The sequence below is a fragment of the Amycolatopsis sp. NPDC048633 genome, from assembly GCF_040650695.1.
In the GTDB taxonomy this organism is placed as follows: Bacteria; Actinomycetota; Actinomycetes; order Mycobacteriales; family Pseudonocardiaceae; genus Amycolatopsis.
The window spans coordinates 63,471-77,380 of record NZ_JBEZHS010000027.1 but is presented as its reverse complement, the minus strand read 5'-3'; the positions used below and the strand labels follow the sequence as shown (position 1 = coordinate 77,380).

12 protein-coding genes are annotated in these 13,910 nt (G+C 71.0%); 9 read left to right on the top strand and 3 right to left on the bottom strand.

The features are described from left to right. Window positions 1-7 precede the first annotated feature (7 nt). The 7 genes from AB0C38_RS35470 to AB0C38_RS35440 all read left to right on the top strand — a co-directional run bounded on the left by AB0C38_RS35470 (window position 8) and on the right by AB0C38_RS35440 (window position 8,626). Window positions 8-286, top strand: a complete 279-nt coding sequence (locus tag AB0C38_RS35470; protein ID WP_360681962.1) for a sarcosine oxidase subunit delta — start codon at window positions 8-10, stop codon at window positions 284-286. Further along, window positions 283-2,820 carry a 2Fe-2S iron-sulfur cluster-binding protein gene (locus AB0C38_RS35465; RefSeq protein WP_360681960.1) on the top strand — a complete coding sequence of 846 codons (2,538 nt, stop codon included), beginning with the start codon at window positions 283-285 and terminating at the stop codon, window positions 2,818-2,820. Before AB0C38_RS35470 ends, AB0C38_RS35465 begins: the two co-directional genes overlap by 4 nt. Beyond that, window positions 2,810-3,286, top strand: coding sequence for a sarcosine oxidase subunit gamma family protein (locus AB0C38_RS35460; protein WP_360681958.1), 477 nt, complete (start codon window positions 2,810-2,812; stop codon window positions 3,284-3,286). Before AB0C38_RS35465 ends, AB0C38_RS35460 begins: the two co-directional genes overlap by 11 nt. Next, on the top strand, window positions 3,283-4,125 hold the full coding sequence (purU, locus tag AB0C38_RS35455; protein ID WP_360681956.1) for a formyltetrahydrofolate deformylase: 843 nt from the start codon (window positions 3,283-3,285) through the stop codon (window positions 4,123-4,125). Before AB0C38_RS35460 ends, purU begins: the two co-directional genes overlap by 4 nt. Window positions 4,126-4,155: 30 nt before the next feature. Then, window positions 4,156-6,591 (top strand): FAD-dependent oxidoreductase, encoded by a 2,436-nt coding sequence (locus AB0C38_RS35450; RefSeq protein ID WP_360681954.1) that lies wholly within the window; start codon window positions 4,156-4,158, stop codon window positions 6,589-6,591. Between the two features lie 17 nt (window positions 6,592-6,608). Then, the gene (locus tag AB0C38_RS35445) at window positions 6,609-7,127 is read left to right on the top strand and encodes a cyclodeaminase/cyclohydrolase family protein (RefSeq protein ID WP_360681952.1); all 519 of its coding nucleotides are present in this window, start codon (window positions 6,609-6,611) and stop codon (window positions 7,125-7,127) included. 134 nt (window positions 7,128-7,261) lie between these two features. Then, window positions 7,262-8,626 (top strand): trypsin-like peptidase domain-containing protein, encoded by a 1,365-nt coding sequence (locus AB0C38_RS35440; protein WP_360681950.1) that lies wholly within the window; start codon window positions 7,262-7,264, stop codon window positions 8,624-8,626. A gap of 4 nt (window positions 8,627-8,630) precedes the next feature. Here the strand turns inward: AB0C38_RS35440 and AB0C38_RS35435 are convergent, their stop codons facing one another. Continuing rightward, window positions 8,631-9,005 carry a MarR family transcriptional regulator gene (locus tag AB0C38_RS35435; protein WP_360681948.1) on the bottom strand — a complete coding sequence of 125 codons (375 nt, stop codon included), beginning with the start codon at window positions 9,003-9,005 and terminating at the stop codon, window positions 8,631-8,633. An 86-nt stretch (window positions 9,006-9,091) separates the two neighbouring features. On the opposite strand from AB0C38_RS35435, the gene AB0C38_RS35430 reads away from it, so the two are divergent. Beyond that, window positions 9,092-10,552, top strand: coding sequence for an MFS transporter (locus tag AB0C38_RS35430; protein WP_360681946.1), 1,461 nt, complete (start codon window positions 9,092-9,094; stop codon window positions 10,550-10,552). A 46-nt stretch (window positions 10,553-10,598) separates the two neighbouring features. Here the strand turns inward: AB0C38_RS35430 and AB0C38_RS35425 are convergent, their stop codons facing one another. Both AB0C38_RS35425 and AB0C38_RS35420 read right to left on the bottom strand, forming a co-directional pair. Further along, a complete protein-coding gene (locus AB0C38_RS35425) occupies window positions 10,599-11,999 on the bottom strand; it encodes an MFS transporter (RefSeq protein WP_360681944.1) in 1,401 nt (466 codons plus the stop codon). Then, window positions 11,996-12,454: a carboxymuconolactone decarboxylase family protein gene (locus tag AB0C38_RS35420; protein WP_360681942.1), complete on the bottom strand. Its 459-nt coding sequence runs from the start codon at window positions 12,452-12,454 to the stop codon at window positions 11,996-11,998. Before AB0C38_RS35420 ends, AB0C38_RS35425 begins: the two co-directional genes overlap by 4 nt. 47 nt (window positions 12,455-12,501) lie before the next feature. Here AB0C38_RS35420 and AB0C38_RS35415 point away from each other — a divergent pair, with 47 nt between their 5' ends. Further along, window positions 12,502-13,890, top strand: a complete 1,389-nt coding sequence (locus AB0C38_RS35415) for a PLP-dependent aminotransferase family protein (RefSeq protein WP_360681940.1) — start codon at window positions 12,502-12,504, stop codon at window positions 13,888-13,890. Window positions 13,891-13,910 lie beyond the last annotated feature (20 nt).

Here is a 13,910-nt window from a genome sequence, read left to right as displayed (position 1 = left end):
GTCTTTGATGCAGCTCATTCCCTGCCCGTGGTGCGGGCCGCGCGAAGAGGCCGAGTTTCACTACGGCGGCCAGGCCCACGTCGCCTACCCCGAAGACCCGGCCGCACTGTCCGATGAGGACTGGGCGAAGTTCGTCTTCTTCCGCGCCAACCCCAGCGGGCCGCTGGCCGAGCGCTGGAGCCACTCCGCGGGCTGCCGACGGTGGTTCAACGCCGTCCGCGACACCCGCACCCACGACCTCCAGGCGGTCTACCGCCTCGACGAGCCGAAGCCGGTGATCTCATGACCCGGCTGTCCGGCGTCCCGCTCAAGTTCACCTTCGACGGCCGCGAGCTGACCGGTTTCCTCGGCGACACCCTGGCTTCCGCGTTGCTGGCCAATGGTATCCACCAGGTCGCGACCAGCATCAAGTACGGACGGCCGCGCGGCATCGTCGCGGCGGGCGTCGAGGACTCGAACGCGCTGGTGCAGATCGAAGCGCCGTTCCCGGAGCCGATGCTGTCAGCCACCACCGTCGAGCTGTACGACGGCTTGGTCGCGCGCGGCCTGTCCGGGCAGGGCCGCCTGGCCGCCGAACCCGACCCAGCGCGGTACGACGCCAAGCACGCTCATTGCGACGTCCTGGTCATCGGCGCCGGACCCGCTGGGCTCGCCGCCGCTGCTGAAGCCGAGGGCCGGGTCCTGCTCGTGGACGACCAGCCCGACGGCGAAGCTCCGGAGGGTGTCCGGTTCCTCTCGCGCACCACGGCGTTCGGCATCTACGACGACGGGTTCGTGCTGGCTTTGGAACGCCGGGGCGAGCCCGCCGCGCCCGAACGGATCTCGCGGCAGCGGGTGTGGCGGATCCGGGCTCGAAAGATCGTGCTGGCCACCGGCGCCCACGAGCGGCCGATCGTGTTCCCGGACAACGACCGCCCGGGCATCATGCTCGCCGGTGCCGCGCGCACGTACCTGAACCGCTACGGAGTCTTGGCCGGGCAGCGGGTGGTCGTGTTCACCACCAACGACAGCGCGTACGAAGCCGCGTCCGACCTGGCGGCGGCCGGCGCCGAGATCGTGCGGATCGTCGACGCTCGCGAGGGCTACGGCGTCATCGGCACCGACGGCGACACGCACATCACCGCCGCCCACGTGGCGAAACTGGGCGAGATGGAGGGGGAGCGGGTCGAGTGCGACCTGCTGCTCGTGTCCGGGGGTTGGAACCCGGCCGTGCACCTGTTCAGCCAGGCCCGCGGCAAGCTCCGGTACGCGCCTGAATTGGGCGCGTATGTTCCCGATGGCGATCTGCCGACCGTCAGTGTCGTTGGCGCGGCGGCGGGCGAGGGCCTACCGGAAGTGAAGACGTTGTGGCAGGTGCCCGCTCCGGAGTCCGAAGTGGACACCCGGTTCGTCGACCAGCAGCGCGACGCGACCGTGTCCGACGTCTTGCGCGCGACCGGTGCCGGGCTCCGCTCGCTAGAGCACATCAAGCGCTACACCACGATCGGCACCGCGCACGACCAGGGCAAGACCTCCGGCCTGCTCGCCGCGGGCATCACGGCCGAAGCCCTCGGTGTCGACTTGGCGACGCAGCGGCCGACGACGTTCCGGCCGCCGTACACGCCGGTGCCGTTCGCCGCACTGGCCGGACGGAACCGCGGTGACCTGCACGATCCCGTGCGCGTCACCATGATCCACCCGTGGCACGTCGAGCACGGCGCCGAGTTCGAGAACGTCGGCCAGTGGAAACGGCCCTGGTACTACCCGCAGCCCGGCGAGTCGATGCACGACGCCGTCCTGCGCGAGTGCCGTGCGGCTCGGACGAGCGTCGCCGTGATGGACGGGTCCACTTTGGGCAAGATCGACGTCCAGGGCCCGGACGCCGGCGCGTTTCTCGACATGCTCTACACGAACATGATGAGCAACCTCAAGGTCGGTCGCATTCGCTACGGCGTGATGTGCGGCGTCGACGGCATGGTGATCGACGACGGCACGGTCATCCGCGTGGGCGAGGAACGCTTCCTCGTCACCACCACGACCGGCAACGCGGCGATGGTCCTCGAGTGGATGGAGGAGTGGCTGCAGACCGAGTGGCCGCACCTGAACGTCTTCGCGACGTCGGTCACCGAGCACTGGGCCACGATCCCCCTGGTCGGGCCGAAGTCGCGGGAAGTCCTGGGCCGCCTGGCACCGGACCTCGACGTCTCCAACGAGGCTTTCGGGTTCATGACCTGGCACGACGCCGAGGTCGCCGGAATCCGGGCGCGCGTCTGCCGGATCAGCTTCTCCGGCGAGCTGGCCTACGAGATCAATGTCCCGTCCTGGTACGGGCTCGCGCTCTGGGAGTCCATAGTGGACGAGGGCGCCACGCCGTACGGCACCGAGACCATGCACGTCCTGCGCGCCGAGAAGGGCTATCCGATCATCGGCCAGGACACTGACGGCACGGTCACCCCGCAGGACCTCGGCATGTCCTGGGCGGTGTCGAAGAAGAAGGTCGACTTCCTCGGCAAGCGTTCCTTCGCCCGCGCGGAGAACAACCGGCCGGACCGCAAACAGCTCGTCGGCCTGCTGCCCGTGGAGCCCTCGGTGCTGCTGCCGGAAGGCGCACAGATCATCGAATCCGAGACCGTGCCCGAACCTCCCGTGCGGATGCTCGGCCACGTCACCTCCAGCTACGACAGTGCCGCGTTGGGCCGGACCTTCGGGCTGGCCCTCGTCCGGTCAGGCCGCGAGCGGATCGGCGAAACGCTCTACGTGCCGGTCGGTGACCAGGTCGTGCCGGTGACCGTGACCGAATCCGTGCTCTTCGACAAGGAAGGAGCCCGCCGTGACGGTTGACGCGGTCGAAGAACCGTTCCGCACCCAGCTCACCGTGCGCCTCCGGGAGGGGCACAGCCTGCTCGGCGTCGACCTGCCCGGGCCGTGCACGTTCACCAGCGCCAACGGCGTCGACATCCTCTGGATGGGCCCGGACGAGTACCTCGTGCTCGCCGAGCCCGGACGTCAGATCGAGCTGGAAACCGCACTCCGGGAAGCGGGCGCTCTAGCTGTGGTCGACGTCTCGGCGCAGCGCAATGTCTTGCGGCTCAACGGGGAGCACGCTCGGGACGTCTTGGCCCACGGCTGCTCGATCGACCTGGACCCGTCGGTCTCGCCGCTCGGCACCTGCGTCCAGACGCTGTTCGCGCGCACCGGCATCGTGCTCATGGTCCGGGAAGAGGGATTCACGATCCTCGTGCGGCAGTCGTTCGCGAACTACTTCACGACCTGGCTGGCCGACGCGAGTCTGGAGTACGTCTCGTGACCTTCACCTTGACGCTCAAGTGCCCGGAACGCTCGGGCATCGTGCACGCCGTCACGACGTTCCTCGTCGGGCAGGGCTGCGACATCGTCGAGCACCAGCAGTTCGACGACGACGTCCGCGGCTCGCTGTTCCTGCGCACGTCGTTCACCGCGCCGGATGAGACCACAGTGGATGATCTGCGCCGCGACTTCGTGCCGGTGGCGGGAACCTTCGAGATGGAGTTCGGGTTCGCCGACGGCACCCCGGACCGGCTGCTGGTGATGGTCTCCAAGTTCGGGCACTGCCTCAACGACCTGCTGTTCCGCTGGCGCGCGGGCAGCCTCGGCGCGGACATCGCCGTGGTCGTGTCGAACCACGAGGACCTGCGGCCGATGGCGGAGGCGGCCGGCGTGCCGTTCGAACACGTCCCCGTGACGCCGGAGACCAAGCCCGAGGCCGAGCAGCGGCTGCTCGACCTGGTCGGCGAGTACCAGGCGGACCTCGTCGTGCTCGCGCGGTACATGCAGGTGCTGTCCAACGACCTGTGCCTCAAGCTCGAAGGCCGCGCGATCAACATCCACCACTCGTTCCTGCCCGGCTTCAAGGGCGCCAAGCCGTACCACCAGGCCTACGACCGGGGCGTGAAGTACGTCGGCGCGACCGCGCACTACGTCACGCCCGACCTCGACGAGGGCCCGATCATCGAGCAGGAGGTCGCGCGCGTCGACCACACCTACTCGCCGCGCGAGCTGGTGACCGTCGGCCGCGACGCCGAAGCCCTCGCCCTCTCCCGCGCGGTGCGCTGGCACTGCGAACGCCGAGTCCTGCTCAACGGCAACAGCACTGTTGTGTTCAGGTGAGCCGTCTTCCCGTTAGTTAGGAGTTCCGCCATGACCACACCGAAAGCCGTGATCATCGGCGCCGGCATCGTCGGCGCGAACCTCGCCGACGAGCTGACCGCCCGCGGCTGGACCGACGTCACCGTCCTCGACCAGGGCCCGCTGCCGCGCACCGGCGGGTCGACGTCACACGCGCCCGGCCTGGTGTTCCAGACCAACGCGTCCAAGACGATGACGGAGTTCGCGAAGTACACCGTCTCGAAGTTCCTGGAACTGGACTGTTTCCTCCAGGTCGGCGGCATGGAGGTCGCGACGACGCCGGCGCGCTGGGACGACCTCAGGCGCAAGCACGGCTGGGCGACGTCGTGGAGCGTTGCCGGAGAGCTCATCGACGCCGAGGAGTGCGTCCGGCGCTGGCCGCTGCTCGACGGCTCGCAGGTCTTCGGCGCGCTGCACGTGCCCAGCGACGGGCTGGCCCGGGCGGCGAAGGCGGTGGGCGTGCTGGCTGAGCGGGCCACCTCGCGGGGCGCTCGTTTTGTCGGGTCCACAAAGGTCACCGACGTCCTGCAGGAAGGCGGCCGCGTCGCCGGCGTCCGGACCGACCAGGGCGACTTCCCGGCCGACGTCGTCGTGTCGTGCGCCGGGTTCTGGGGCCGCGAGATCGGCGCGATGGTGGGCATGGACGTCCCGCTGTTGCCGCTCGCGCACCAGTACGTCAAGACCGGCCGCGTCGACGAGCTGGTCGGGCGCAACACCGAAGAGGTCGAGGCGAGCCTGCCGATCCTGCGCCACCAGGACCAGGACCTGTACTTCCGCGAGCACGTCGACCGGATCGGCATCGGGTCCTACGCGCACCGGCCGATGCCGGTCGACGAGTCCACTTTGGATCCTTCGGTGACCGAGACGGCCATGCCGTCGATGCTGCCCTTCACCGAAGACGACTTCGCGCCTTCCTGGGAGGAAAGCAAGCTGCTGCTGCCCGCGCTGCGGCAGACCAAGGTCGAGGAGGGCTTCAACGGGATCTTCTCGTTCACCCCGGACGGCCAGTCGCTGGTCGGCGAGTCGGCCGACGTCCGCGGGTTCTGGCTCGCCGAGGCCGTGTGGGTGACGCATTCCGCGGGCATCGCCAAGGCCGTCGCCGAGCTGCTCGTCGACGGGCACTCCGAGACCGACCTGCACGAGGTCGACGTCCACCGCTTCGAAGACATCCAGCTCGCGCCTTCTTATGTGAGCGAGACTTCGCAGCAGAACTTCGTCGAGGTCTACGACATCCTGCACCCGTTGCAGCCCAAGCTTTCCCCGCGCGACCTGCGGGTGACGCCGTTCCACGTCCGGCAGCGCGAGCTGGGCGCGGTGTTCCTGGAGGCGGGCGGCTGGGAGCGGCCGCACTGGTTCGAGGCCAACGCGCCGCTGCTGAAGAAGCTGCCGCACGACGCGCTGCCGCCGGCGCGGGACGCGTGGTCGGCGCAGTTCCACTCGCCGATCGCGGCGGCCGAGGCCTGGCACACGCGCAACGGTGTGGCGCTGTACGACATGACGCCACTGAAGCGCGTGGAGATCAGCGGAAGTGGGTCACTGAAGTTCTTACAGTCGCTGAACACGAATCAGCTGGAGAAGTCCGTCGGGTCGGTCACCTACACGCTGATGCTGGACGACGCCGGTGGGGTGCGCAGCGACGTCACGGTGGCGCGGCTCGGCCCGGAGCGGTTCCAGGTCGGGATCAACGGCAACATCGACGTCGACCACTTCGTGAAGCACGCGCCGCCCGGCGTGCAGGTCCGGGACATCACCGGGGGGACCTGCTGCATCGGCGTCTGGGGTCCGCTGGCGCGGGACCTCGTGCAACCGCTGAGCCGGGAAGACTTCTCGCACACGGCGCTGAAGTACTTCCGGGCCCGCGAGGCGCGGATCGCCGGGGTGCCGGTCGTCGCGATGCGACTGTCCTATGTGGGCGAACTCGGCTGGGAGATCTACACGAGCGCGGACAACGGCCTGCGGCTGTGGGACGCGCTGTGGGCGGCCGGGCAGCCCCTCGGCGTCATCGCGGCCGGGCGGGCGGCGTTCAACAGCCTGCGGCTGGAGAAGGGCTACCGGCTGTGGGGCACCGACATGACGACCGAGCACGACCCGTACGAAGCCGGTGTGGGCTTCGCCGTGCGTCCGGCGAAGGGGCCGTTCTCGGGGCGGGACGCGATCGAGGGGCGCAGCGAGGAGACGGCGTCGCGGCGGCTGCGGTGCCTGACGATCGACGACGGCCGCACGGTCGTGCTGGGCAAGGAACCGGTGTTCGTCGACGGAGTCGCTTCGGGCTACGTCACGAGCGCGGCGTACGGCTACACGATCGGCCGGCCGATCGCCTACGCCTGGCTCCCGGCGTCGGCGGACGTCGGGAGCGGTGTCGAGATCGAGTACTTCGGCCGCCGGGTCGCGGCCACCGTGGCCGCCGAGCCACTGGTCGACCCCGGCATGGAACGGATCCGGCGGTAGTTTCGGAAGGCGGAGTCATGCGTGACCAGATCCTGAGCGACTTCCTCAAGGCCCTCGCGTCCGACGCGTCCCCGGGCGGCGGGGCGACGGCAGCACTGCACGTCGCACAGGCCGCGGCGCTGATCGGCAAGGCGTCCCCCGACGGGCGCGAAGCCAGGACGCTGAGCATGCACGCGTTGCGGCTGGCGGAGAAGGAGGCGCACGCGGCGGCGACCCTCGCCCGGGCGCGCCGGCTGCCGCCCGGTGAAGCACGGGACGCCGCGGTGGCCGAAGCACGCCGGCGCGCGTGCGAGCCGGCCGCGGAAGTGATCACCGCCGCGGCGGCGGTGCTGGACCTGGCGGACCGGGTGCCGCCGGACCCCCTGGTGGCCACCGACCTGGCGGCGGTGGCGGAGGCGGCCAGGGCCGCGGCGACGACGGCCGGGGTGAGCGTCGAGATCCACTCCGGCGCGGCCGCCGGGCCCGAAGTCGCCGCGGTGCGCGAGCACGCGGACCGCTTGACGGCGACCATCCGGAAGGTGGTGGTCCCGGCGTAACGTCGATCACGCCGGCATGGCGGCCGCTCCCCTCGGGTATATCCACAGCAACTCCATAAAGCCGCGCCAGGAAATTCTCAGGAACGCGGGGTTTCCTGGAGCGGCCGGAGGCTTGTCGAGGGCTGGAGCTGTGCATGAGCGAGTACGACCGAGGACCGCAGGGCGGCGGCGAGTATCCGTATGGCTACGGCCAGGGCGAGTACCCGCAGGGTCAGGGCTACTACGACCAGCAGCCCTATGGTCAGCAGCAGTACTACGGGCAGCAGCCGTACAACCAGGCCCGGGACCAGTGGGGACGCCCCTACCCGCCGCAGTACACCCAGCCGATGGGTCCTGAAGGTGCCCCTCACGGCTACGGCTACGGCTACCCGCCGCCCGTCCCGCAGCCGCCGCGCAGGCGGCCCCTTCGCGCCCTGACCGTCGCCGTCGTCGCGGTCGCTCTCGCCGTGGTCGCCGGGCTCGGCATCGGGCACCTCATCTCCGCCTCGAACAGTCCCACCGCGGGCGGCAACCAGAACTTCGGCTTCTCCGGGCAGCCCAGCGCCGCGGCCACCGCGCTCGACGCCGACGCCGTGGCCGCGAAGGTCAACCCGGCCATCGTCAACGTCAACACCGAGCTCGGCCTGCAGGGCGCGGCCGCGGCCGGCACGGGCATCGTGCTCACCCCGGACGGCGAGGTGCTCACGAACAACCACGTCGTCGCCGGCGCGACCAGCATCAAGGTCACCAGCATCGGCACCGGCGACACGTACAAGGCGGAGGTCGTCGGCTACGACCGCAGCGAGGACATCGCGGTCCTGCAGCTCGAAGACGCGTCCGGCCTGCCCACCGCGAGCATCGGCGACTCGTCGACGGTCAAGGTCGGCGACCAGATCCTCGGCCTCGGCAACGCCGGCGGCCGCGGCGGCGACCCCGTGCCGGCGCCCGGCACGGTGACCGCGCTGGACCAGTCGATCACCGCGTCCGACGAGTCCAGCGGGTCGTCCGAGCAGCTCACCGGGCTGATCCAGGTCCGCGCGAACATCGAGTCCGGCGACTCGGGCGGCCCGCTCGTCAACGCGAACGCGCAGGTCATCGGCATCGACACCGCCGCGTCCACCGGCTACCAGCTGAACGGCCGCCGCAGCGGCGCCGGCGGCCAGGGCTTCGCCATCCCGATCAACCAGGCCATCGACATCGCGCACCAGATCGTCGCGGGCACCGCGTCCGACAAGATCCACATCGGCAAGACGGCCTTCATCGGCGTCTCGGTCTCCGACGGCCAAGGCCAGGGTGCGCAGATCCGCGACGTCGTCGCCCAGGGCCCGGCGCAGCAGGCGGGCCTCGCGGCCGGCGACGTGATCACCGCCATCGACGGCAAGGCGATCGACTCGGCGACGACGCTGACGAACGTGATGGACACCCATCACCCGGGCGACAAGCTGACGCTGACGGTGACCAGCGCCGCCGGTGGGCAGCAGCAGATTCAGGTGACGGCCGCCGAGGGGCCGGTGGGCTGAGCCGTCAGCCCAGCGTTTCGGTGAGCACCTCGCGGTGCGTCCGCTTCGCCGCGAGGTACTTCTCCCGGCCGGCGTCGGTGATGGTCACGAAGATGCCGCGCCGGTCCAGCTCGCACAGCGCGCGCTCGACCAGGCCCTCCTTCTCGAGGCGGGCGACCAGCCGCGAGGTGGCGCTCTGGCTGAGGTGGATGGCGCCGGTGAGGTCGGCCGAGCGGCACTTGAAGTCGCAGGTCGCGAGCCGTTCCAGGGCCTCGAACTCGTTCGCGCCGATCCCGTGGCGCTCCTGCAGGCGGCACTCGAGCGCGGTGAACACGGCCGAGTAGCGGGCCAGCAACTCGTGCCACTCCTGGACCAGACCCTGTTCAGCGACGTCGCTCACGGCGACCAACTTAGCATGCACACACATCAGATGCAAACACATTAAATGCTTCGACATTAGATGCGTGTGCATGTACTGTCGCCGACATGAGCTCTTCCGTGTCCTTGTCCACCACCTCGACCCGGTGGGACGCACGTCTCTGGGGTGTCCTGCTCACCGTTTCGATCGTCATCGGTCTCGACGCGCTCGACGTGTCGATGGTCGGCGTCGCGCTCCCCGCCATCCAGTCGGACCTCGGCCTGTCCACCAACGCGCTGCAATGGGTCGTCAGCGGGTACGTCCTGGGTTACGGCGGGCTGCTGCTGCTCGGCGGGCGCACCGCCGACCTGCTCGGCCGCCGCCGCGTGTTCCTCGTCGCCGTCGCCGTGTTCGCGCTGGCCTCCCTGCTCGGCGGGCTCGTCGACGACGGCGCGCTGCTCATCGCGAGCCGCTTCATCAAGGGCCTGGCCGCCGCCTTCACCGCGCCGGCCGCGCTGTCCATCATCACCACGACGTTCCAGGAGGGCCCGGCCCGCAACAAGGCGATCAGCATCTTCGCCGTGTTCGGCGCGAGCGGGTACTCCGCCGGGCTCGTGTTCTCCGGCCTGCTGACCGAGGTCGGCTGGCGCTGGACGTTCCTGCTGCCCGCGCCGATCGCGCTGGTCGCGTTCATCGCGGCCTGGAAGCTGATCCCGTCCTACCGGCGGGAAGAGGGCCGCGGCTACGACTTCCCGGGCGCGATCACCGGCGCCGCCGGCTCACTGCTGCTGGTGTTCGGCGTCGTCGAGGCACCCGAGATCGGCTGGGCCGCGCCGCGCACGCTGATCACGTTCGCCGTCGCGCTCGCGTTGCTGGTGACGTTCGTCCTCATCGAAAAGCGCAGTCCCCACCCGTTGCTGCGCCTGGGGATCCTCCGCGCCGGCCCGCTGGCCCGCGCGAACCTCGGCGGCGCGCTGTTCTTCGGCGCGTACATCGGGTTCCAGTTCGTCGTGATGCTGTACCTGCAGCGGGTGCTGGGCTGGTCCGCGCTGCAGACCGCGCTCGGCTTCCTGCCGGCGGCGCTGATCGTGGCGTTCGGCTCGCCGCGCATCGAGCCGCTGATCGACCGGGTCGGCACGCCGCGCACGATCTTCGCGGGCGTCGTCGCGCACGTCATCGGCTACGCGCTGTTCCTGCGGGTGGACGAGCACTCGGGCTACGCGGCCTTCGTGCTGCCCAGCATGATCCTGCTCGGCATCGGCTTCACGCTGGCGTTCTCCTCGCTCAACATCCAGGCCACGGCCGGGATTTCGGACAGCGAACAAGGGCTGGCCGGCGGCCTGCTGAACACGTCACTGCAGGTCGGTGGCGCGATCGGGCTCGCGGTGGTGACGGCGGTCCTGACCGCCAACGGCGGCCGCGAGGCCTCCCCGGCGGCGCTGCTCACCGGCTTGACGCCGGCGTTGACGGTGGTCACCGGGATCGCGGTGCTGGGACTGCTGGTCGCGATCAGCGGCCTGGCCGCCCGGAAGAAGCCAGCCGAGGAGCCGGCCGCGGAGCCGGAGGACCTGCTGGCCCTCGCCGACTGAAGACGGGGAAGAGCCACCATCGCGGGGGATGGTGGCTCTTCCGCTTTCACGCCGGGACCACTTCGGTCCGGTTCGCTCCCCTGAAGCGCAGGGCGGCCAGTGCCGTCACGGCGATTCCCGCGGCTGCCAGCAGAACCGCTGTCCGCAGACCGTCCACTGTGGCCATTCGTAAGGTCTCGCCGGACAGTCCGTCCGTTCCCGTGTTGGCCACCGCGACGAACACCGCCAGGCCCACCGTTCCGCCGACCTGCTGGGCCGTCGACGCGACCCCGGACGCCACTCCCTGGGCGGACGGCGGAATCCCGGCCGCCGCCGCACCGAACATCAGCGTGTACCCCGCGCCCTGGCCCAGGCCCAGCACGACCAACGCCGGGACCAACGCCAGGTAGGACGCCTCCGCCGTCATCGACAGCCCGAGCAGGACCGCCCCGGCTCCACCGATCATCAGTGAGACCACCAGCGTCGGGCGCGTGCCGTAGCGGGTGGCCAGGCGGCCCGCCGCCTGCGAGCCCGCCGCGATCGCAACCATCGGCACGCCGAACGCCAGCCCGGTCGCCAGCGCGCCGTAGCCGTGCACGCCCTGGAAGTACCCGGTGAGGAAGTACAGCAGCGTGCCGAACGTGCCCATGTAGAGGAACGTCACGACCACGCCGGTGCCGAGGTTGCGCTCCCGCAGCAGCCACGGCGGCAGCAGCGGGTCGCGGCCCCGGCGCTCGAGCACGGCGAACGCGGCGAGCAACGCGACGCCCACCGCCGCGGACGTCAGGACCACCGCCGAAGTCCAGCCCAGCTCCGGACCTTCGACCAGGGCGAACACCGCCGACGTCGTCCCGAGCGTCGCCGTCAGCGCCCCGGCGAGGTCGAACCGGCGGCCGGGCTCTCGCGCCGGGGAGACGGGCAGGAGCACGAACGCGAGCGCCGCGGCCGCCGCGGCGAGCGGGACGTTCACGAAGAACACCGCAGCCCAGCCGAACGCCTGCGTCAGCACGCCGCCGAGCAGTGAGCCGAGGATCATCCCGCTGCCGCCCGCGGTGCCCCACACCGCGAACGCGCGGTTGCGTTCGCGGCCGGCCGCGAACACCGTGCTGACCAGGGTCAACGTCGCGGGGAAGAGCAGCGCCCCGCCCAGGCCCTGCCCGGCCCGGGCGCCGACGAGCAGGCCGGGATCGACGGCCAGTCCACCCACCAGCGACGAGCCGGCGTAGAGCGCGCACCCGAGGGCGAACACCCGGCGCGGGCCGAACAGGTCGCAGGCCCGGCCGCCCAGCAGGAGGAACCCGCCGAACGCCACGGCGTAGGCGCTCACCACCCATTGCAGGCTCTGGGCGGAGAAACCGAGTTCGCGGCCGATGTCCGGCAGCGCCACGTACACGATGTTGTAGTCGAGGGAGATGATCAGCTGCGCGAACGCCAGCAGCGCCAGGACCGCGCGCGGCCGGCGGGTCACCGGGCCACCCGCTCGTCCGTGCCGGGCACCTTCGCCGTCGTGATGGCGATGCGGTTCCACGTGTTGATCGTGAAGATCAGCGCGAGCAGCTGGGCCAGCTCCTCCTCGCCGAACTGCCCGGCGGCCCGGGCGTAGACGTCGTCGGGGACGCCGCCGGGGATCAGCGTGACGGCCTCGGTCAGGGCCAGCGCCGCCTGCTCCTTCTCGCTGAAGAAGCTCGTCGCCTCGTGCCACACCGCGACCATGTGCAGCCGTTCTTCGCTCTCGCCGGCCTTGCGGGCGTCCGAGGTGTGCATGTGCAGGCAGTAGGCGCAGCGGTTGAGCTGCGACGCGCGGATCTGGACCAGCTCGACCAGCGCGGGGTCGAGCCCGGCGCGGGCGGCGGCGTCGAAGCCGATCAGGGCCTTGAAGGCCTTCGGGGCGGACTTGGCGAAGTTGATGCGGGAGTTCGTCATGACCAGAAATCTAGGGCCCGGTTGACCTCCGTGTAGGGTGCATTTCCGTGGCAGATTCGTGGGTCAATTCTGGAGTGGATCTCCACCTGGAGCTGGCGGGCACCGGCGGCAGGCGGGCCGCGCTCATCGCCGCGCTGCGGGAGGCCGTCCGCACCGGCCGGCTCGCCCCGGGCACCCGGCTCCCGCCGTACCGGTCGCTGGCCGCCGACCTCGGGCTGGCGCGCAACACCGTCGCGGACGCCTACGCCGAGCTGGTCGCCGAAGGCTGGCTGGCCGCTGTCCAGGGCTCCGGCACCCGCGTCGCCTCGCGGGCCGAACCGCTCCCGGCCGCGCGGACGCCGAAGAAGTCCCCGGGTGTTCCGGCGCCGCGGTACAACCTGCGCCAGGGCCAGCCGGACGCGACGTCGTTCCCGCGTCCCGAATGGCTCGCCGCCGCGCGCCGCGCGCTGAACGTCGCCCCGCACGACGCCTTCGGCCCCGGCGACCCGCGCGGCCGGGTCGAACTGCGGGAGGCCCTGGCCGGCTACCTCGCGCGGGCCCGCGGCGTGCGGACGTCGCCGGAGCGGATCGTCGTGTGCTCGGGGTTCGCGCACGCGTTGCGGCTGCTGTTCCCGGCGGTGCTGCCCGGCCCGGTCGCCGTCGAGGCGTACGGCCTCGCGTTCCACCGCTCGATCTTCGCCGCGGCCGGTGTCGAGACGATTCCCCTGGCCCTGGACGAAAAAGGCGCGCGCGTCTCCGAGCTGGACGTGCCGGCGGTGCTGCTGACGCCCGCGCACCAGTTCCCGACCGGCGGCCCGCTGCACCACGACCGCCGCACCGCGGTGGTCGACCACGTCCGCGCGACCGGCGGCGTGCTCATCGAAGACGACTACGACGGCGAGTTCCGCTACGACCGCAAGCCGGTGGGCGCGGTCCAGGGCCTCGACCCCGAGCACGTCGTCTACGCCGGCTCGGTGAGCAAGAGCCTGTCACCCGCGCTGCGGCTCGGGTGGCTGGTGCTGCCGGAGCACCTCGTCGACGCCGTGCTGGCGGTGAAGGGCGAGCGCGAGGCGTGGGCGGGGGTGCTCGACCAGCTCACGTGCGCGGAGTTCCTGGCTTCGGGCGCCTACGACAAGCACATCCGGCGCATGCGCCAGCGGTACCGCCGCCGCCGCGACCTCCTCGTCCAGGCGCTCGCCGAACGGGCACCGCACGTCGTGCCGACCGGCATCGCCGCCGGCTTGCACGCGGTGCTGCGGTTGCCACCCGGCACCGAGCCGTCGGCGGTGAAAGCCGCGGCGTGGCAAGGGCTCGCGCTCGATGGTCTGGCGGCGTTCCGGCACCCGGCCAGTACTATGTCTACAATGGACGGACTGGTGGTCGGCTACGCGACACCGTCCGAACACGCCTACCCGGCAGCGATCGACGCGCTGTGCCGCGCACTGCCACCCGCCTGACCGCTGACGGCTCGCCCCAA